Source organism: Spirosoma sordidisoli (genome assembly GCF_004138325.1).
Classification (GTDB): Bacteria; Bacteroidota; Bacteroidia; order Cytophagales; family Spirosomataceae; genus Spirosoma; species Spirosoma sordidisoli.
This window is the reverse complement of record NZ_SBLB01000004.1, coordinates 113,907-134,873: the sequence shown is the minus strand read 5'-3', so window position 1 is coordinate 134,873 and position 20,967 is coordinate 113,907. Positions and strand designations below refer to the sequence as shown.

11 protein-coding genes are annotated in these 20,967 nt (G+C 55.4%); 8 read left to right on the top strand and 3 right to left on the bottom strand.

Translation table 11 applies throughout. The annotated features are described in order from the left end of the window. Window positions 1-38: 38 nt before the first annotated feature. On the bottom strand, window positions 39-833 hold the full coding sequence (locus EQG79_RS15475; protein ID WP_129602404.1) for a PD-(D/E)XK nuclease-like domain-containing protein: 795 nt from the start codon (window positions 831-833) through the stop codon (window positions 39-41). Between the two features lie 66 nt (window positions 834-899). Next, a complete protein-coding gene (locus EQG79_RS15470; protein ID WP_077921705.1) occupies window positions 900-1,553 on the bottom strand; it encodes a hypothetical protein in 654 nt (217 codons plus the stop codon). Window positions 1,554-1,794: 241 nt separating this feature from the next. On the opposite strand from EQG79_RS15470, the gene EQG79_RS15465 reads away from it, so the two are divergent. The 8 genes from EQG79_RS15465 (at window position 1,795) to galU (ending at window position 15,602) form a co-directional block, all read left to right on the top strand. Beyond that, window positions 1,795-2,160, top strand: a complete 366-nt coding sequence (locus EQG79_RS15465; protein ID WP_077921704.1) for a helix-turn-helix transcriptional regulator — start codon at window positions 1,795-1,797, stop codon at window positions 2,158-2,160. Window positions 2,161-2,382: 222 nt separating this feature from the next. After that, entirely contained in the window at window positions 2,383-5,532 is a 3,150-nt protein-coding gene (locus tag EQG79_RS15460; protein ID WP_236648765.1) for a SusC/RagA family TonB-linked outer membrane protein, read from the top strand. A 36-nt stretch (window positions 5,533-5,568) separates the two neighbouring features. Continuing rightward, window positions 5,569-7,356, top strand: coding sequence for a RagB/SusD family nutrient uptake outer membrane protein (locus EQG79_RS15455; protein WP_077921702.1), 1,788 nt, complete (start codon window positions 5,569-5,571; stop codon window positions 7,354-7,356). Window positions 7,357-7,632: 276 nt separating this feature from the next. Beyond that, window positions 7,633-11,160, top strand: coding sequence for a SusC/RagA family TonB-linked outer membrane protein (locus tag EQG79_RS15450; protein ID WP_240699365.1), 3,528 nt, complete (start codon window positions 7,633-7,635; stop codon window positions 11,158-11,160). An 18-nt stretch (window positions 11,161-11,178) separates the two neighbouring features. Further along, window positions 11,179-12,948, top strand: coding sequence for a RagB/SusD family nutrient uptake outer membrane protein (locus EQG79_RS15445; protein WP_129602401.1), 1,770 nt, complete (start codon window positions 11,179-11,181; stop codon window positions 12,946-12,948). Window positions 12,949-13,065: 117 nt separating this feature from the next. Continuing rightward, window positions 13,066-13,542, top strand: a complete 477-nt coding sequence (locus EQG79_RS15440; RefSeq protein ID WP_077921700.1) for a hypothetical protein — start codon at window positions 13,066-13,068, stop codon at window positions 13,540-13,542. Between the two features lie 161 nt (window positions 13,543-13,703). Then, window positions 13,704-14,699, top strand: a complete 996-nt coding sequence (locus tag EQG79_RS15435; protein WP_077921699.1) for a mevalonate kinase family protein — start codon at window positions 13,704-13,706, stop codon at window positions 14,697-14,699. Between the two features lie 36 nt (window positions 14,700-14,735). After that, on the top strand, window positions 14,736-15,602 hold the full coding sequence (gene galU / locus EQG79_RS15430) for a UTP--glucose-1-phosphate uridylyltransferase GalU (protein ID WP_129602399.1): 867 nt from the start codon (window positions 14,736-14,738) through the stop codon (window positions 15,600-15,602). Window positions 15,603-15,665: 63 nt separating this feature from the next. Here the strand turns inward: galU and EQG79_RS15425 are convergent, their stop codons facing one another. Then, entirely contained in the window at window positions 15,666-20,894 is a 5,229-nt protein-coding gene (locus EQG79_RS15425; protein WP_240699364.1) for a hypothetical protein, read from the bottom strand. Window positions 20,895-20,967 lie beyond the last annotated feature (73 nt).

Here is a 20,967-nt window from a genome sequence, read left to right as displayed (position 1 = left end):
TGTTGGGTTAAAATGCGACTGAACGCGTCTGTTGTGTGCTAAGCGGTCAGGCTTTGCCAGGCTGTCCTGCCTGCCGGCTGGGGAAGTTGTTGCTCCTCGCGCCATTTACGAAGCCAGAACCGGTACTTTTTGCGGCCATAGTCGATGAAGCCGGGAATAGACGTGGCATCGACCGCAAACAACCGGTGGGGGCGCTGTTTCATCACGCCTACGAAGACAAACCTGAACTGGCGGGTATCGGCCCAGTCGGCCGTTGAGGCATGCCGCAGGCTATCGATGTAGAAGGCAGCCTGCCGGTCGTAGTCGTAGGTATAGCAGGACTCCAGAAACTGGGCCTGCGTTCGGGCCGAAGTGGTCTTTATGTCGATAACGAGGGCGTTGCGTCGTTTGGGGCTGGTATATACCATATCCAGGCGGGATTTGCAGCCAACCCCCGTTGCCGGATCATCCCAGAGGATTACCCGTTCGCGTTCGGACAGGCGCAGGTAGCGTCGGCAAAACGTATCCCGCCGGATGGTTTGCATCAGCGTTGCCAGCTTGTCGGTCTGCTGAAGGGCCAGCTCGGGCGAGTGGGTATCGAACAGACCCGGCACCAGATCGGGCAGCAACTGCGTCAGCACCGAGCCTACCGTTTCAGGTTCGAGCAGATGCTGATGAAACGCCCGGCCAAACACTTTCGCTTTCTCAAAATTGGCCTGGGCCGCCGGAATACGCATCGGATGTCCCGTACCATAGCCCAAGTGTTCTTCTTTCAGGCGTGTCAGATCGGAGTTCGACACCCGCGCCAGCGCCCGGTAGTCGTCATCGGTACTGACCTGAGGTTGTATGATCATAAACGAAGGGGAGAGAGAAAGAATACGGAAAGCAAATAGGGCAGCTTCTGAAGCCGCCCTACTGATTTAGCCTGCTGCCAGCAGGTCTGGTTCGTCGGCCGTAATCAGGAACGGGTTGTAATAGTTCATCGCCGTTTTGATGTTGGCAATGTCGGTCAGCGTCTCCTGCCTGAAGATTTTGGTTTCCTGGGCAAACTGTTTCAGCGGAGCCGTTTGCGCGGGATCGGCCATTTTATAGGAGAAGGTAGCGATGTAATAAACACCCCGCGGCTGAATTTTGGTGTTCTCTTTTTTCTCAGCTACGGCGGTGATGACCACATCGGCCAGCGTGAGATCATCGTAGTACAACGGTTCGATCAGCCGGAATATATTGTCGACCGAATAGCCATGGAACAGGATCGCGGACACGCAGTTCTTATCGTCGATGAAGAAGATCTCCGCCCAGTTTTTAGTGCCCATGTTCAGGATATTATCGGTAAAAATCCGCCAGGCAATGGGCTGAAACGTCAGGGTCCGTCCTACTTTTTCGGTGCCGTTGATATTGAACACACCTTCTTTCGCATCGAAGCGATACTGACGCGGGTGTCCTTCCAGGTATTTGTAACGCCGGGGCAGGGCCGCAGTAGTTACTTCGTCTGGTTGTTCGTGTACCTTTTGATTCGCTTTCAGAGCGGTTTCGCTTTGAATTGTCGAAAGTTGGGTTTTGTTTTGTGTGTTCATTAGTATTTGTTGTTTACTGTTCAAGCAGGGGGCCCATTTTGCGGTCCCTTTTGCCTTTTATAAGGGTGTTGTTTATAGCATTAAATTTACACAGTTTTGCGTATAATACCAAGCCATTCCGGCGATTTGTTGGTCTAATTTTACAGGTAAATAGGTAAAAAAAGATCGTTACCCTTACCCGTGTTTATGCGTTCCTGGCAGGGGCCTGCCAGGTTGTATCTCTTCCTTTCACTGCCCGTCTATGATTCATTCGCGTCTGCAGGAATTAATTGATGCTCTGAACGTGAGCGTTCTTGAGTTTGCCCGCCAGCTAGGCGAACGCCGGGGCGAAAAAGTATACCATATCCTGCACGGCCGGCTGAAACCCCGCTACGATACGATCGAGAAAATACTCCTGGCCTACCCGCAGGTCAACGCCGACTGGCTACTCCGGGGCGAAGGACTTATGTTCAAACAGCTAAACTCGCCGTCGGCTGCCATTACGACAGAAGAGCGATTGCGGAACATGGAATTTCTGCTGTTTCAGCTAACGGAGCGGGTTTCGCTCCTCCAGGAAACCAACGACCAGCTGCTGGTAGAATTACGCAGACTGGGGGGAAAGCTATAAATTAGGTATTGTCTATATATATACTATTTTATTGAACTAATCAAAGATTTTTTAAAGTTTTTCTATTTATGAATAAGATTATTCTGATATGTAATTAGCTATAATTGATATAACTGAAAATTATACGGTATTTTGCGTAAGTACAAATACGCATTCTTAACCTAAACTATTGCTACACTTATGATGAACATCTTCTGTTCTACAGTAAGATTGTGTCTGCTGATGAGCTTATTACTCATCGGGACAGTGGGATACGGACAAGGCACCGTCCGAACAGGTCGGGTAACCGGCCAGGCCGATGGCGGGGGGATTCCCGGTGTCAACGTGTCCGTAAAGGGAACGACCCGGGGGGTAACTACAAACGCCAGTGGGGAATTTAGCATTCCGGTCAACAATGGGCAGGTGCTGGTTTTTTCGTTTATCGGCTACAAAGCCCAGGAAGTGGCGGTTGGAAACCAGACAACGATCAATGTAACACTGGCCGAAGATGTTTCGACGCTGAGTGAAGTCGTTGTTACAGGGTACAGCGCTCAGTCACGGCGCGACATTACGGGGGCGGTCGCTACCGTGAATACCAAGGAGTTACTGTCTATTCCGGCTACGGATGTGGCCCAGCAGCTGCAGGGTCGCGTGGCGGGTGTAACGGTTGTCAACGATGCTACACCGGGCGGTAGCGCTACCGTACGTATCCGTGGATTCGGTACGATTGGTAACAATGATCCACTCTATATCATTGACGGTGTACCCACCCAGAACCTCGGTACGATCAACCAGAACGACATCGAAACCTTCCAGGTGCTGAAGGATGCGTCGGCTTCATCGATCTACGGATCGCGGGCTGCCAACGGCGTTGTGATCATCACGACCAAGAAAGGAAAAGCCGGTGCTTCGAAGGTTACCTTCGATATGTACTACGGGTCGCAGCAGTGGGCTAAGAAAGGCGAAGTGCTGAACGCCGAGGAGCTGGGCCGGTATTTATACTTAGCTGACATAAACGCTGGCAAAACACCGTCTCACGGTCAGTATACCTACGGAACCAACGGTCAGGTAACGATTCCGGCGTATGTATTCCCCAGCAAAGGGGCTGAAGGGTCGGCTGGTGTAAACCCGAACCTGTACTCGCTCACGCCGAGCAACATCTATCCGATTACCCGTTCTGCCAACACCAACTGGTTCGATGAGGTATCGCGTACGGCGCCCATCCAGAACTATCAGCTGGGCGCTACGGGTGGTTCAGAGACGGGCCGCTACGCACTGTCGGTCAACTATTTCAACCAGCAGGGTACGGTTAGGTATATCGGCTATGACCGCTACTCGGTTCGGGCCAATACCGAATTCAACATCAAGAAGCGGATTCGCGTGGGCGAAAACCTGACGGTGGCTTACAGCAGCCGGAAGGGTGGTTTCAACAACAATGAAGAGCAGAACGCCGTATCGGGTTCGTACAAGCACCACCCGCTGCTGCCGGTTTATGATATCGCTGGTAACTTCGCCGGTAGCCGTGGTCTGAACCTGGGTAACAACTCCAACCCCGTAGCAACGCTGTTTCGGGAGCAGGACAACCGCTACAACAGCTTACGCGTATTCGGTAATGCCTACGCAGAAGTTGACCTGAGCTCGGGTCTGACGGCCCGCACAACCATTGGTATCGACGCCAATGGTGACCGCGCCAAGTACCTGGGCCGGGCTAACCCCGAGTACATCGAGGGTAGCTTCAACAATAGCCTGACCGACCAGAATCGTTATGCCTACCAGTGGGTATGGACCAACACCCTGAACTACTCGCGTACGTTTAACACCGTTCATAAAGTTGATGCCTACATCGGTACCGAAGCCATCCGTCAGTACCAGGAGTTCTTCGGCGCGGCCCGGAGCGGTTTCTTCAACGAGCAGCTGGCTATTCAGAGCTACCTGGATCTGGGTACCCAGTCGTCGGCCAGTAACGAAGGTCGCCTGGAGCAGGACTATACGCTGTTCTCGATCTTCGGTAAAGTCAACTACGCATTCGGCGATAAGTACCTGATTCAGGGGATCATCCGTCAGGATAAATCGTCGCGCTTCCTGTCGGCTTCGAACAGTGCTCTGTTCCCGGCTGTATCGGCAGGCTGGCGGATTTCGCAGGAGAATTTCTTTAAAAACAACGTGGCCTTCGTTAACGACATGAAGCTGCGTTTTGGATACGGTCTGACGGGTAACCAGGCTATCGGTGACTACAACGCGTATACGACCTACCAGTCGAACACCTTCAACTCGGGCTATCCGATTGACGGAAGCACCAGCACCGCAACGGCCGGTTTCGATATTCGTCGTTTCGGTAACCCCAATGCCAAATGGGAAGCTACGGCCTCGACCAACATCGGTCTGGACGTAACCCTGCTGTCGAACAAACTGGAGGTGAACTTCGACGTATGGAGCCGCAAAACAACCGACATGCTCTTCACGACGCCCTTTACCTTCACGGCGGGCGATGCTGAAGTACCCGCCTTCAACGTAGGTAGTATGCAGAACCGCGGTGTCGATCTGGCGATCAGCTATCGGGACCGGGTTGGTGATTTCCGCTACGGGGTCAGCGCTAACGTGGCTACCTATCGGAACAAGGTGCTGAAACTGGACGAAAGCGATAACACCCGCTACTTCGGTTACGGCTCGCGCGTACCGGCTGTAACGGTAACGCAGGCCGGTCTGCCCATCTCGTCTTTCTTCGGCTATAAAGTGCTGGGTATCTTCCAGTCAGAAGAAGAAGCAAAAGCCTGGGCTCCCTATGGTGACTACAACCGGGCCGGTAAATTCAAGATTGCCGACATCAACGGTGATAACGTAATTACCGATGCTGACCGGACGGTTATTGGCAACCCGCACCCCGATTTCACCTATGGTCTGAACGTGAACCTTGGCTACAAGAACTTCGATCTGACCATCTTCGGCAGCGGTTCGCAGGGGAACGATATCTTCAACTATACGCGCTACTTCTCGGATTTCAATACCTTCCAGGGTAACCGCTCACGCCGGGCGCTGTACGATGCCTGGTCGCCAACGAACCCCGGTGGTACGGTGCCCATCCCGGATGCCAACGACCAGGTTAGCAGCCGCCCTTCGTCGTACTTCATCGAAGATGGTTCGTATTTCCGCCTGAAAAACCTGCAACTGGGCTATACGCTGCCAACGACGCTGCTGTCTAAAATCGGTCTGAGCAGCGCTCAGGTGTATATCCAGAGCCAGAACCTGCTGACCTTCACCAAGTACGAAGGCCTGAACCCGGAGATCAGTATCTCCAACAACTTCAATGCGGATAGAAACCGCAACCTTGGCTTCGATGGTGGTTACCTGCCCGTATCGAGAACGTTGTTGTTCGGCCTGAGCTTAGGTTTCTAATTCAACTACTACCATTCGAAAAAACGCATAGATTCCATGCAGACAATTCATAAAAGAATAGCTACGACGGCCCTGACACTTGCTGGTGTGCTGGTGTTGAACGCTTGTAACGACAAATTCCTGACGCGGGAGCCACAGGGCCAGTACAGTCCGGCGTCGCTGACCAACGGCAAAGGAATTGAAGGCCTCCTGATCGGAGCCTACGGGATGCTCGATGGCGAAGGAATTGGAGGCCAGGCATCGTGGGAAAACGAAGTTCAGAACTGGGTATTCGGCGGTATTCCGTCCGACGATGCCTACAAAGGTACTGACGCGGGTGACCAGCCTGAGCAGACGTTTATCGAGCGCTATGACTTTCAGGCCACCAACGGCCACATCCGTAACAAATGGCGGGGTCTCTACGAAGGCGTTGCCCGTTGTAACGACGTGCTTGACAACCTGACCAACGTAAAGGATATCAGCGACGCCCGCAAGAAGCAGATCGAAGCCGAAGCGAAATTCCTCCGTGGCTACTACCATTTCGAAGCCCGTAAGATTTTCCGCTATGCGCCGTATATCGATGAGAAAGCGTACGATGCCAACGACCCGAACTCGACCAAGCTGCCCAACACCGCCGAGATCTGGCCAAATATCGAAGCTGACTTCACCGCTGCCGCTGCCACCCTTCCCGAAACGCAGGCAGAACCCGGTCGTCCAACCAAATGGGCCGCACTGGCTCACCTCGGAAAGACCTATATGTACCAGGGCTTCGACATTGCTACGGGTGCGCCCAACGCAGCTAAACTGCAGCAGGCCAAAACGGTGCTCGACCAGGTCGTGAACAGCGGTAAGTTCAGCCTGATCGACAACTTCTCGCAGAATTTCGATTCTGATACGCGTAACAACCGGGAGTCGATCTTTGAAGTACAGTATGCCAAGTCGGCTTCGGACGATGGCGCGTCGACCCGTGGTATGGGCCTGGCTCACCCGTATGCGTCGCCCTGGGGCTGCTGCGGGTTCTATCAGCCCTCGCAGAACCTGGTTAACGCCTATAAAACCGATGCCAATGGCCTGCCGCTGTTCGACACGTTCAACAATGTGGACGTGAAAAACGACCAGGGTATCCCGCTCGATGGTGCCTTCACGCCCGATGCGGGTACCTTTGACCCGCGTCTTGACTGGACGGTTGGTCGCCGGGGAATTCTGTATAAGGATTTCAAAATCCATAACAGCGACTTCATCCGCGATCAGACTTATGCCGGTCCTTACTCGCCGAAAAAGCACGTGGCTTCGAAGAAAAACACGCTGCTGGGCGTTGGCTGGCAGAACCTGACCGCCAACAACTACCGGCTTATCCGCTATGCCCACGTACTGCTGTGGCTGGCCGAAGCTGAGGTTGAAATCGGTAGCCTGTCGCGCGCTCGTGACCTGACAAACCTGGTTCGGAAACGGGCCGCCAACCCGGCTGATTTCGTGAAGAAAGCGATTCAGGGTTCAACCCGCGACGCGTATACCGAAACGGCGGAGCCGGCCGCTAACTACGTAATTAAGGAATATCCGGCGTCCGTATTTGCCTCGAAAGAGTCGGCTCGCAAAGCCGTTCGCTTCGAGACTCGCCTGGAGTTTGCTATGGAAGGCCACCGTTTCTTTGACCTGGTGCGCTGGGGTATCGCTGCCGACGTGCTGAATACGTACGTTACAAAAGAAGGTGACAAACGGACTTACCTGAAAGGCGCCCGCTTTACCAAAGGCAAACACGAGTACTACCCGGTGCCGCAGGAAGCGATCGATAACGCTTTCAAAGGCGGTCAGCCAACGCTGGTGCAGAACCCGGCTTACAAATAGTATACACTACTTAGTTAGTTTTTACCAAAAGGGGCTCTCCTGTTAACAGGAGAGCCCCTTTTGGTCTTGTATACGCATATAGGTGTCATTTTGTATATTAATAATATAGGGTGTATATATTTATAGGACTACAGGATAATTATAAGATGAATTAGGACTCATTAAGAGCGTATAAATCGGGTCAATTGTTGGCGTATTTCAGATTTACCAATAAGTTGTCATAGTTAGCTATGCTACTTAAGTAATTATACGTCAACCTATTAAACCGTTTGCTCAATGAAAAACTTCTTGAGGACTACTGTCCGTCTGGGGGTGCTGATGGGGCTACCACTGGCTGGTCTTACCGCCCTGGGGCAGGGAACACCTACTGGCCAGCCCAGTACAACCGCTACGCAGGGTACAGCGCAGCCGCCAGCTACCACACCCACACCCGCCGAGCGAGCTATCATGGGCGGAGAACCATCAACTCCGCAAAGCAGTACGCCTATCACCAGCACCGCTACCACACCCTCGGCCGCGACTCCGGCTCCGCAACCTGCCGCTCCGGCACCCGCCCCGGGTCAGGGAACGGGCGCTACTCAGCCCGGGCCCGGCGGCAACCGAACCGGTAAGGTGATTGACCGCGCTTCGGGAACGGGCCTGCCCGGCGTAAACGTAGCCATCAAAGGCACTACACGGGGCGTATCGACCGATGCGGAAGGCAACTTCCGGCTCCAGGCACCCGACGATGCGGTACTTGTGTTTTCGTTCATTGGTTACCGACCCCAGGAGGTGGCCGTTGGCGGACAAACCAGCCTGAATGTGACGCTGGTCGAAGATGTGTCGACGCTGAATGAAGTCGTCGTTACCGGATACGCTACCCAGGAGAAAAAAGACATCACCAGCGCCGTAACGGTGATCCAGACCAAGGAGCTGCTGTCGGTGCCGGCGGCTAACCTGGGGCAGCAGCTACAGGGGCGCGCGGCCGGGGTGCAGGTGTTGCAGGATAACTCGCCCGGTGGAGGAGCCAGTATCAGAATCCGTGGGTTCGGAACGCTGGGTAACAATAACCCGCTCTACGTGATCGATGGCGTGCCAACCCGCGAAAATTTAAATAACCTAAACCAGAACGACATTGAGAGTATCCAGATTCTGAAAGATGCCACCTCGGCGTCGATTTACGGATCGCGGGCCGGGAATGGCGTCGTTATCATCACGACCAAGAAAGGGAAATCGGGCGAGCCGCGCCTGACGTTCGATTCCTACTACGGAACCCAGCAGCCAACCCGCTACCTCGACCTGCTCAACACCCGCGAGTATGGCGAGTATCTGTGGGCCAGCAAACGGAATGCGGGGGTCGTTAACCCGGCCAACGGAAATCCGCAGCAGGCGCAGTACGGTAACGGTCCCGAGCCTGTCATTCCGGCCTTTATCGTTCCGGACGGAGCCTCGGCCGATGATCCGCGCGTAGCCCGCAATCCGGACGGGACCTATCGAAACTACAGCATCGATCGCTTCAATGATCCGCTCTTCGGGTCGCAGCGGTTCCAGATCACCCAGGCCAATGCCGAAGGGACCGACTGGCTGCGTGAGATCATGACGTCGGCGCCCATTCAGAACTACAACATTGGTTTGTCGGGCGGTACGGAAAAAGGGCGCTACGCCCTCTCGGTAGGGTATTTCAACCAGGAAGGGATTATCCGGGCCAACGGGTTCAAGCGCTACACGCTGCGGGCCAATACCGAGTTTACCATCAAGAACAAAGTACGCGTCGGCGAAAACCTGCAGCTGGTACTGGCGCAGCGGACGGGTGGTTTCCGGAACGAAGGTACCGAGGGTAACGGAATCCTGATGGCTATCCGGATGCAGCCTATCGTTCCGGTATATGATGTGGCCGGTAACTACGCCGGTACGCTGGGCAGCAACCTGGGTAATGCAAAAAACCCGGTAGCCCTGCTCGAACGGGCCGGGCAGAACGGCTACCGCGATCTGCGGGCGCTGGGCAACGTATATGCCGAAGCGGACATCCTGAAGGACTTCACCCTCCGGAGCAGTTTTGGACTCGACGGCACCATTGCCTACGGCACCTATTACGGTATTCCCGAGCCCGAAGCCTCGGAGCCGGTGCGAACCTACAGCGTGCGGAAAGACGGTCAGTACCGGTATTCGTGGACATGGACCAATACCCTTTCGTACAAGAAGACCTTCGCCAGTGTACACAACGTCAACGCCTTCGTAGGGCTTGAGTCCATTTCGGCTTTTGGCGAATTCATCGAAGGCTTCCGCGATCGGTATTACAGCGGAGATCCCTCGCTGCTGTACCTCGACATAGGCGACCAGGCTACCCAGACGAACCGGAACTACGCCTTCAACGACTACCGGCTGTTCTCGTACTTCGGGCAGGCCAACTATTCGTATCGCGATAAATACCTCTTCCAGGCTACCCTGCGTCGGGATGCTTCGTCGCGCTTCCTGGCGGCTCAGCGCTATGCTACCTTCCCGGCCGTATCGGCGGGCTGGCGCATTACGGGCGAGCCGTTTATGAAAGGGATTCCGACCATCAGCGACCTCAAACTGCGGGCGGGCTGGGGCCAGACGGGTAACCAGGAAATTGGCGATTACAACGCCTACACCACCTACGCGGCCGACTTCGACCGGGGTGGCTACAGCCTCAACGGCAACCCGAACGCCTATAACACCGGTTTTGCGATTCAGCGCTTCGGGAACCCTAACGCCCGCTGGGAGACTACGACTTCTATCAACGTGGGACTCGACGCCGGTCTGTTCAACAACGCGCTCGAAGTAAACCTCGACGTGTACGAACGAAAGACAACCGGACTCCTCTATACCCGCCCCCGGCCGGCAACGGTAGGGCAGGGCGATCTGCCCGCCGAGAACGTAGCTGCCATCCGGAACCGGGGTGTCGACCTGCAGGTCAGCTACCGCGGTAAAGCCCTCGATAACAACATTCGCTACACGGTGACGGGGAACTTCTCTACCTATCGGAACCAGGTGCTGGAGCTGAACCCCGCCAGCCCGAACGAGCCGCTGCTGGGACTTGGGTCGCGTTTGCCCGCCGTAACCCGGTCGGTGGTAGGACAGCCGATTTCGTTGTTCTACGGCTATATCATCGACGGTATTTTCCAGACGGCCGAAGAAGCGGCAGCGGCCCCGCAGTTCCCGGGCTACAACGATGCCGAGGTAGTAATCAACGGCCAGCGCGTTAAGGGTGTGGGTAAGTTCAAATACCGCGACATCAACAACGACGGCCAGATTACGGCCGACGACCAGGCGTTTATCGGCAATCCGCACCCCAAATTCAACTACGGTCTGAACGTCTCGGTCGGGTATAAGAACTTCGATCTGACGGTGTTTGGGCAGGGGGTTGCCGGCAACGATGTCTTCAACTACGTGCGCTACTGGACCGACTTCAACACCTTCCAGGGCAACCGGACGAAAGACGTGCTCTACAACTCCTGGACGCCCGAGAATCCCGGTGCCAAGCTGCCGATTCTCGACGAGAACGATGCCATCAGCAGCCGCGCATCGAGCTATTTCATCGAAAAAGGGTCGTACTTCCGGATGCGTAACATCCAGCTGACCTACTCGCTGCCCAAAGGGTTCGGGAGCCGGCTGGGCCTCAACGGTGGCAGCCTCTACGTGCAAACCACCAATGCGTTTACCATTACCAAATACAGCGGACTGGACCCCGAAATCACCCTGCGGAACTCATCGGCCACCGGCGAAGATCGCCAGCTTGGCGTTGACGAAGGTCGTTACCCAACACCCCGGCAGTTTCTGGTGGGTCTGAATCTGGCTTTTTAACTCTTGCTGCACATACTCATGAAAAACATAAAGAAATGGGGCTATGCCGGTATGCTATCGGTAGTAGTCATGACAATGAACGGCTGCGGTGAAGATTTTCTGACCCGTACGCCACAGGGCACCTTCAGTCCCGATGCCGTAACCGATGCCCGCGGTATCGAAACCTTGCTGACGGGCGCCTACGGCCTGCTGGATGGTATTCCGGCCAGCGGGTCAACCTGGCACGGGGCGGTTTCGAACTGGGTGTTCGGGGGCGTCACGTCCGACGATGCCTATAAAGGGACCGATGCGGGTGACCAGCCCGAGCAGACCGCCCTCGAACGCTACGTGTGGGTGGTTACCAACGAACACGTGCGGGGCAAATGGCGAACCCTCTACAACGGGGTGTCGCGGACCAATGACGTGCTGGATAACCTGGCCCAGGTCCAGAATCTGGATACGGCCCGTCGGCGGGTCATTACGGCCGAAGCCCGGTTCCTGCGCGGCTTCTACCACTTCGAAGCCAAAAAGATGTGGAACAACATTCCGTATATCGACGAGCAGGATTACAACAAGGAAGTGCCCGATAGCGCCAAGGTGCCCAATACCGAAAACGCCTGGCCGCGGATCGAAGCCGACTTTCAGTTTGCCATGCAGAACCTGCCCGATCAGTTTTCGGGCGAGCCGGGCCGGGCTACCCGCTGGGCTGCCATGGGTATGCTGGCCAAATGCTACATGCATCAGGCTTTCGATCCGTATACGGGAGCACCCAACAACGCCAAACTGCAGCAGGCGCAAACCCTGCTGAATCAGATTATAGCCAGCGGGCGGTTTGCGCTGATGCCCAATTTCGGCGACAATTTCTCGGCGGCTCCGGCCAATCGGAATAACCGCGAATCGCTGTTTGAGGTGCAGTACTCGGTTACGTCGTCGGCCGGTGGGGGCGGGGGGCTGGGCGATGAGCTGGCCTGGCCTTACAATACCGGGCCGGGGGGCTGCTGCGGATTCTATCAGCCCTCGCAGAACCTGGTCAATGCCTATAAAACCGATGCTAACGGCCTGCCGCTGCCAGCTACCTTTAATAACACCGACGTTACCAGCGACCAGGGCATTACGTCGGACCAGCCGTTTACGCCCTATGCCGGCCCGCTGGACCCGCGTCTGGATCATACGGTAGGGCGCCGGGGTATTCCGTTCAAGGACTGGGGCGTTCATCCGGGTCGCGCCTGGATTCGGGATCAGGCCTATGCGGGACCCTACTCGCCGATCAAGCACATTCCGGAACGGCAGTTTTTTGGCGTAAACCCCGGCAACAACCGGCTTCACTCCAACAACTATCGGTATCTGCGGTATGATCATATTCTGCTGTGGGCCGCCGAAGTCGAGGTCGAAATCGGGAGTCTGGCCAAAGCCCGCGACTACGTGAACCAGGTCCGGCGCCGGGCCGCCAACCCCGACGGCTTCGTTAAAACCGCTGCGGGTCAGCCCGCTGCCAATTACGTGATCAGGGAATACCCGGCTACCTCAACGGCCTTCGCCACCAAAGAAGCGGCCCGGCAGGCGGTGCGGTTCGAAAACCGGCTGGAGTTTGCCATGGAGGGGCATCGTTTCTTCGAGCTGGTACGCTGGGGTATTGCCGAACCCACCCTGAATGCTTACCTGACCACTGAGCGAACCAAACGGACTTACCTCACCGGGGCTACGTTCGTGAAGAACCGGAACGAGTTTTTCCCGATTCCGTTCGAGGAAATTCTGAACAGCAACCTGAACGGCCGACCCACGCTGACGCAGAACCAGGGGTATCAATAGCCAACTGTCGGCACATACGGCACAAAAGCAGGCACCCTTTACCGGGGTGCCTGCTTGGTTTAGATGCAAACAACCCGTCCTGTTTGCGAGTTATAGCTGGTAAAAACACACAACGTTATGGCTACTACATCACCATTCGATCCCGATAAAGTTGACCCTGAGTTTTATTCGAATGACCCCAACCAGCACGGCGATTCTGATTTCGGTCGCGAGTCGGAGGGCGTCGGTACAAATACGTTTTCCGCTTCTACCTCGGGTATAGACATGGAAGACGAAAACCGGGAAGAAACACGGGAGTCCCGCGAAGCCAATGTCAATGTTGGCAAGGCTGAAGAGCCCAAAGGCGAGTCATACGGCTCTACCCAGGCCTGGGACGTCGAGGCTGATTCGGTAAACGATACCGACCTGCCGAAAGGAAAAATGATGAGCGACGAAGCCGGTCGTAAACTGGATCAGGTGGCCGAAAACCCGTCTGACGATGCGCTCTTTCACCGGGGCGACGCCACCTACCTCGAAGAAGGCGATGACCCGAGTAAAGGCTACGATCCGCACAACAAAGGATACGACGGCAAAGACAAAGAATCGGCCCAGTAATTCGTTCTATACCATACTTTATGGCAAGCGACCGCGTCGGAGAAACGCGGTCGCTTTTTTTGTCTGTACCACTCAGCTGGATTTCTGCAGGGTGTGTGCGATTCTTTCGTAAACTTGCCCCACATCATTCGTTGGGCTAGTACTCCTATCGCGTTACAACCTTGCTTATTGAAACCCGTGCTTATGCCCGGGCGGGGCTGCTTGGCAACCCGTCTGACGGCTTTTTTGGCAAAACCATTGCCATCAGCGTCCGCAACTTCGGCGCATCTGTTACCCTGTATCCGTCGCCGGAGCTGACCATCGAGCCGCAGCTGCAGGATACTAACGTATTTCGGAGCCTGCATCACCTGCGCGATGCGGTGGGCACGCTGGGGTACCATGGTGGTGTTCCGCTGCTGAAGGCGGCCATCAAAAAATTTGCCGAGTACTGCGAGAACGAAGGCATTCGGCTACCGAACCACAACTTTTCGATTCGGTACAGCACCTCCATTCCGCGTCAGGTGGGTCTGTCGGGGTCGAGCGCCATCATCGTGGCTACCTTCCGGGCGCTCATGCAGTTCTACAACGTCGAGATTCCGCAGCCGGTGTTGCCCAATCTGGTCATGGCTACCGAAACCGAAGAGCTTGGTATTGCGGCTGGCCTTCAGGATCGGGTTATTCAGTGCTACGAAGGCTGCGTGTACATGAACTTCGACCGGCCGATTATGGAACAGTATGGCTACGGACAGTACGACCCGCTCGACCCGCATCTGCTCCCCAAACTCTACATTGCCTACAATACCGACCTGGGTAAACAGTCTGGTCGTATCCACAACGACGTACGGGCCCGCTGGCTGGCTGGCGAACCGCTGGTGATCGACACCATGAGCGCCATTGCCGACGTAGCCCGCGAAGGCCACGACGCCCTGCTTCGGCGCGATACCGAGGCTCTCCACGAACTCGTTAACCGCAACTTCGATTTGCGGAGCCAGATCTATTCCATCAGTGATCGGAACCGGGCGCTGATCAACACCGCGCGGGCCTGCGGGGCGTCGGCGTCATTTACCGGTTCGGGCGGGTCGATCATTGGCATATACCGCGACGATGCCATGCTGAACCGACTCTTCGTTGCCCTGAAAGCCATTAATGCCCGCGTCATAAAACCATACGTCGTATAGCGACGCCACCGATTACCGGTCTCTACCAGAGAAATCATGATCAAAAAAGCTGTTATACCCGCTGCCGGGCTGGGAACCCGGTTTCTGCCTGCCACCAAGGCGCAACCCAAAGAGATGCTGCCGATCATTGACCGGCCTACGATTCAGTATGTGGTGCAGGAGGCTGTCGATTCAGGAATCGAAGACATTCTCATCATTACCGGAAAGGGAAAACGCGCCATCGAAGACCATTTCGATCGCAACTTCGAACTGGAAACCCGGCTCGAAGAAAAAGAAGACCAGCTGCTGCTCGATGAGATGCGCCGACTGTCCGACATGGCCAACCTGCACTATGTTCGCCAGCGCGAACTGAACGGACTCGGCGACGCCATCCGGTACGCGCGGCATCACGTAGGCAATGAGCCGTTTGCGGTGCTGCTGGGTGACACCATCATGGATTCGGTCATTCCGGTTACGCAGCAGCTGATCGATACCTACGCCCAATACGGCGGATCGGTCATTGCCGTTGAGGAGGTTCCCCACGACAAAGTAAACCGTTACGGTATTGTGGGTGGCCGTTCGCTGAGCGACCGGATTCTGGCCATCGATACGCTGGTCGAGAAACCGGCGCTGAACGAGGCTCCTTCCAACCTGGCCATTGCGGGTCGCTACATTCTGACGCCCGATATTTTTACCATGCTCGAACAGACACCGGCTGGTAAGAACAACGAAATTCAGCTGACCGATGCTATGCTATTGCTGCTCAAGCGGGAGAACCTGTACGCGCACCATATCGAAGGGAAACGCCACGACATTGGCAATAAGCTCGACTTCCTCAAAACCACCGTCGAGTTTGCGCTGAAGCGCCCCGAGTTTGCCGATAAATTCCGCACCTTCCTGGAAGAAATTGTCCGGAAAGGCTGATAGAACTGGCCGGTTGATCCTGACGATTTATACGCCAGGCTCAACCGGCCAGCTCTTGTTTTGTCAGCGAACCCGAAGCGTCAGACTGCTTGTGTCATCCTCGCCGTTGGTATAGCCGTTGCCGGGTGTGCTGTCAGGGTCAGTCTCTGTAACTTCCTGAATTTGAGTCTGCAGCGTAGCCGAACTGTTCACCCGAACGGCCAGTAGCAATGTGGCCGACTGGCCGGCGGCCAGCTTGTTGACGTATCCCCGAAGCAGTTGGCCGTTCGCAGTCCAGCCGCTACTACCGGTTACGACCCAGCCTGCTGGCAGTTGGGTTTGAACGACAATCGAGTTCGCCGATGCGCCACCCCGGTTACTGACCGTCAGCGACAGACTGACCACCTCGCCGGGCTGAGGAGTTAGCGTACTGATCTGCGATGAAAGGCTCAGATCGGCTTTGGTTGGGTCCGTTGCTGGCTGACTGGTAGCAACCCGCGGCAGAGGCTGCTGGTTCGGGTTCGCCGATACGACCAGAGGGCCACTCGCACCGACCGTCCGCAGGTCTGTCGTGACGGCATCGTCTTGTCCGTCGCCAGTACCGGAGTTGGGCTGGCTGTCGGGGTCGGGTGTTTGCGTAGCCGTTATCTGGGCCGATGTAGCAAAGACGCCCGGCAGGGTGGCTCTGGTCCGAAAGAGAAAGCTTCGGTTACCGCCAACTGGCACTGTACCTACCTCCGCCGTTACAACCCCGTTTGCGGCACTGATACCCGGCGAGGGAGAATCGACAAACACCAGCCCGGCTGGCAGCACACTCCTGACTTGTACCCCTGCCGACTCCTGGGGGCCAGCGTTGGTCAGAATAAGTGTATAGCTGACAATCTCATCGACCTTAGGAACCCGGTTGCTGACCTGCATCTGTAATGCCACATCGGCGCTACCCGTACCAACGGTAACCGTAGCTGCGCCCGCTACCGCGCCGGTACTACAGGCGTTGGTCAGCGCCGACAAACTGTACGTGGTTGTACTGGTAGGCGATACGGGCATCAGATACGGATTCTGGTACACCGCCGACGCCGACTGGCCGTTGGTGAGCGTAACCGACCAGGGCGCCGGACCGCTGAAGGTAATGGGCAGTTGGGTCGTTTGCCCGCTGCTGATGAGCGCCCCCCCAGTCAGCGTAGCCGCCGTTGGCTCCCCAATCCTGACCTCGACTGGGTCTGATTCGGCAGAACAGTCGCCATCAGGTAATACAACACTGTAGAGGCCCGACTGAGTGGCAAAGTACTGGTAACCAGTGGCCACAACGACTCCATTTCGTTTCCATTGTGGGGCGAAAGAGCCTAGGTTAGTTACCATTGAGACAGCATTGCCTGCACACACTTGCCCGGAGGCTGGCTGCATATTTATAGTAGGCTTTGCTGCACCACCAATCTGAACAAACAGGCCTTTCGAGAGTCCGGTACAGACACCATTGGTCACGCGCACGGAGTAGATGCCTGACTGATTTGCCTGCACACTTGAATTTGTCTCTCCTGGCATAGTGACGCCATCTTTAAACCACTGATAGGTAGTACCTGACAAAGAAGATCGAAAATCAGTGTAGACAGTCAAATTAGAACATGCCTTCGAGTTCTCCCTATAACTGTAAGCAGTTGGCCGGATTGCATTTGTGAATGTAAGGGAAACCGGGTCTGAGGTAACCTGACACGAGCCGCGCGTCACCCGAATGGTGTACGTTCCTGATGTCTGCGCCGTATAGCCCGAACTGGTAGCGCCCGGAATATCAACGCCATCTTTTTGCCACTGGTAACTCCCACCGCCATAGTACATAGATATGTACATATAACGTGACTCACCAGGGCAGAGTGTTTCGTTCGAAGAATTCCATATAGTTGGCTTGGCCAGTGTACCCTGCCGAACTACAAAGGCATTACTGCGGGTTGTACAGCTTCCCTGAGTGAGTTGAATCCAGTACGTGCCCGGCTGACTAGCAAAGTAATAAGCCTGGGTAGCTCCATTCAGTGCCACATTATCCCGATACCATTGAACACTGTAACCGCCTTTTTCTAACTGGTAATCGGCCAGTTGATCGATAATCAGGTAAATACTGTAGCCACTGGAGCAGAGGACCGAGTCGCCAGGCACATAACTGACCAACCGGGCATATAGCGACTGACCAAAATTCAGATTCTGAGGAGAAGCTGTTGCGGAGCAGACTCCATCCGTCATCCGGAAGCTATACTGTCCGGTTTCCGACACAGTCAGCGCGCTGGCTGTAGCCCCGGCAACATCGATTCCGTTACGGGTCCACTGGTAGGCAGCAGTTTCGCCTACATAAGCAGAACTAAGTGATTGTGGTTGGCTGGCACATTGAGGCTCTTCGCCAACCAGCGACTCTATATTTACGGAAGGATTGGTCGACGTAGAAAGCTGGTAACTACCGCTCTGTACGGTACAACCAGCCTGCCAGATTGTGGCCGAGTAGCTACCGGCCTGCTGTGCCGATACAGTCTGCGAGGTGGCTCCGGTAATCGCACTTCCGTTCAGCAGCCACTGATAGCGCTCGGCGCCTGTCGGGCTATAGTTGCCATTACGAGGAAACAGAGAAAGAGTCGCACGGCTGCCGGTGCAAACCTCTCCACTGATAGAATAACTACGTAAAGTACCCCGCCTGTCTGTGGCGACGGCTCCGGCCAGGTCCCCAATAGCCAGCGAAGTGCTGGGATTACTCGTTACTTCGGCTACCGGTGCCATCAGTTGCAGGCGGTAGCCAGTACCGAAGGGAAGGGCATTATAACCCGTTGGCAGCGTTACCGAAACAGGGCTGCTGGTGCCGCTTCCAATTTTGCGCTGGTTGGCAAAGCTACCGCTTGCGTCCGATACCCAGACCTCAACGGTCGCTCCCGTTGGCAAAGCCGGGCCGGTTGTCGTGTAGGAAACATTGACCACGTTACCCGCGCAGAGCGTCGTGTTCGATACACCGGTCAACGTAATAGTTGACGGCGTGTAGGGAATGGCCAGCGCATCGGTTTGCCAGACACCCCGCCCCTGGGTAGCCGCCAGCACACGCCCGTCCGACGCCCGGTATCGTATCTGATTGATGCGAAACGGCCCCATTCCGCTGCCCGAGTACGTCCAGCCGGGGTTGGTCAGCGTAATATCCGACGTAGACCAGATGCCGGCATCGGTGCCCAGCAGCACCTGTTTCCGATTCTGGGGGTTAAACAAAGCTGTACGCACCGGTACATCGGGCAACCCAAAATTAGTTTGGTCTTTACCCGTCCAGGTGGCGCCCCCGTCCTGGGTGTACCAGACCGACTGCACCCCGTAGCTCGATAGCGTAACGAGCAGTTCATTGTCATCGGCCCCCACATCGATGCAGGAAATGACGGCGTTGGGCGGTAAGGCCCCATTATCGATGGCTACAACGGTAGGCGTCGCCTGGTCGAGGTTGGTTACCTTCACCAGTTTTCCATAGTAATTGCTCACAAACAACGCATCGCGATTACGTCCCAGCTTCAGGGCTGATACGTAATTGGTAAGACCTGGCAGCGAAAAAGTGGTGCCGACAGGTGTCGTGCCTACCCCTGTTACTCGCCGAATGCTGCTCAGGCTATTGGCATAGGTAGCCGTGTACAAGATATTTGCCTGGCTATCATAATCCGATGGGTTCAATGTAGAATAATTACTTAGCGAGGTAAGAAGCGTTAACGATCCGTCTGAACTATTATATAGATAGAAATTTGAATACGCCTGAATTACATAAACAGAAGGCTCATTATCATCAATAAAAGCTGCCCCCGGATACTGAATAGACCAAAAATAACTCCCGGTAGCAAGCCCCGGCGCCGTTACCTGAAAATAGCCGGACCCGGTGGTGCCACCTAACAAAAATGAGCCACCCGGAGCCGCTCGCATGGACACCGAACTGACTTCACCCGCCCGATAGCCGCTGTTTCGATCCAGAAACGTAGGGTTTGTTAGGGCGTTATCGCCCCAGTTGGATGACCAGCGTATGCCTTTATCGTCGGCAAAAACGGCTCCAATACCACCCGGTTGAAACCAAAGTCCCTGTTGACCCGTGTATTGATTTGTCAACCGGCTGCTCCAAGTAGTGCCGCCGTCAACAGAACGGAACCAGTCGTAGCCACCCGCATAAATTGTATTAGGATCAGTAGGATGAATAGTCAGGCTTAGCTGCCTCCAGCCGTCTCCATTGGTGAAATGATTGCCCCCGCTTAACGTCGGGATAACGAGGTCGGTCCAACTGGCACCCCCGTTACTGCTTTTCTTAAACCACTTTACATCCTGGTAGTAGTTCAGGCTATTATACGCGCGGGATACGGCATACACCACCTGGCTATTACCGCTGGTTGTAGGGGCCAGCGCCAGTTCGGTGCGTTCACCACTGGTATTAGGTGGGGTAATTTCGATCCAGCCTGTACCGGCAGTAGTGGTCGATCGAAATACGCGGCTGGGGTTAAACGCTGCGTACAGAATACCGTCCGATGCCAGCTCAAGGTCTGTTACCAGATCGTTGTAATAATTCCCGGTATTGCTGCCTGCCCCAATACCCTGATTAGGTGCCAGCACAAACGCCCAGCTTGCCCCTCCGTCGGTGGATCGAACGAGGCCGTAATTGGTAGCTGCAAAAACCTGGCCGCTGGCACTAACCACCAGGCGTTGAATAAAGGTAAAGGATCGACTGATGGAGGGGTAATCACCGCCCGGAATGGTGCTGCTCAGGCGGGTCCAGGTGGTACCTCCGTTGGTGGTTTTCCAGATACCGCCCCCGTTAATACCGCTATAACCATCGCCTGTGCCGGCATACATAATCTGCGGATTCGACGGATCGGCTGCCAGAGCGGTTACCACGGTATTCTCCCAGTTGTCGCTAACGGGTATCCAGCCCGCGTTGCTGTCGGTGATATCGTTGGTGTACCACAGGCCACCCGCCGGGCTGGCGGCCCACACCTTTTTACGAGCCAGGTCGTTGGGGTCGAACAGCAATGCCCGGGTACGGCCACCCGCGTTGCTGGGGCCACGCTCCTGCCAGGTTATGCCCGGAATAGCCGCCTGGGTACTTATTCCGCCCGATAACTGCTGTCTGTTAAGCAGACGCCGGGCCTCGTCGAGTCGTTCGAAGGGCACGCGACCCAACGCCGGATCGAGTGTTCGTAAGCGCTCCTCTTCGGCCATTCGGGCCAGGGTATCGCGCGGGTCAATAGCTGAAGGAGACTGGGCTCGGGCAATGACGAAGCAGAGCAGAAACGCGATGGTCGTCTGCAGCCGAAAAAATGGATAAAGCAAAATAGTTACGGTTGTTGATTTTGATAATAGGTTACAAGATGCGTACCAATATCAAGTAAACTACGGTAATACT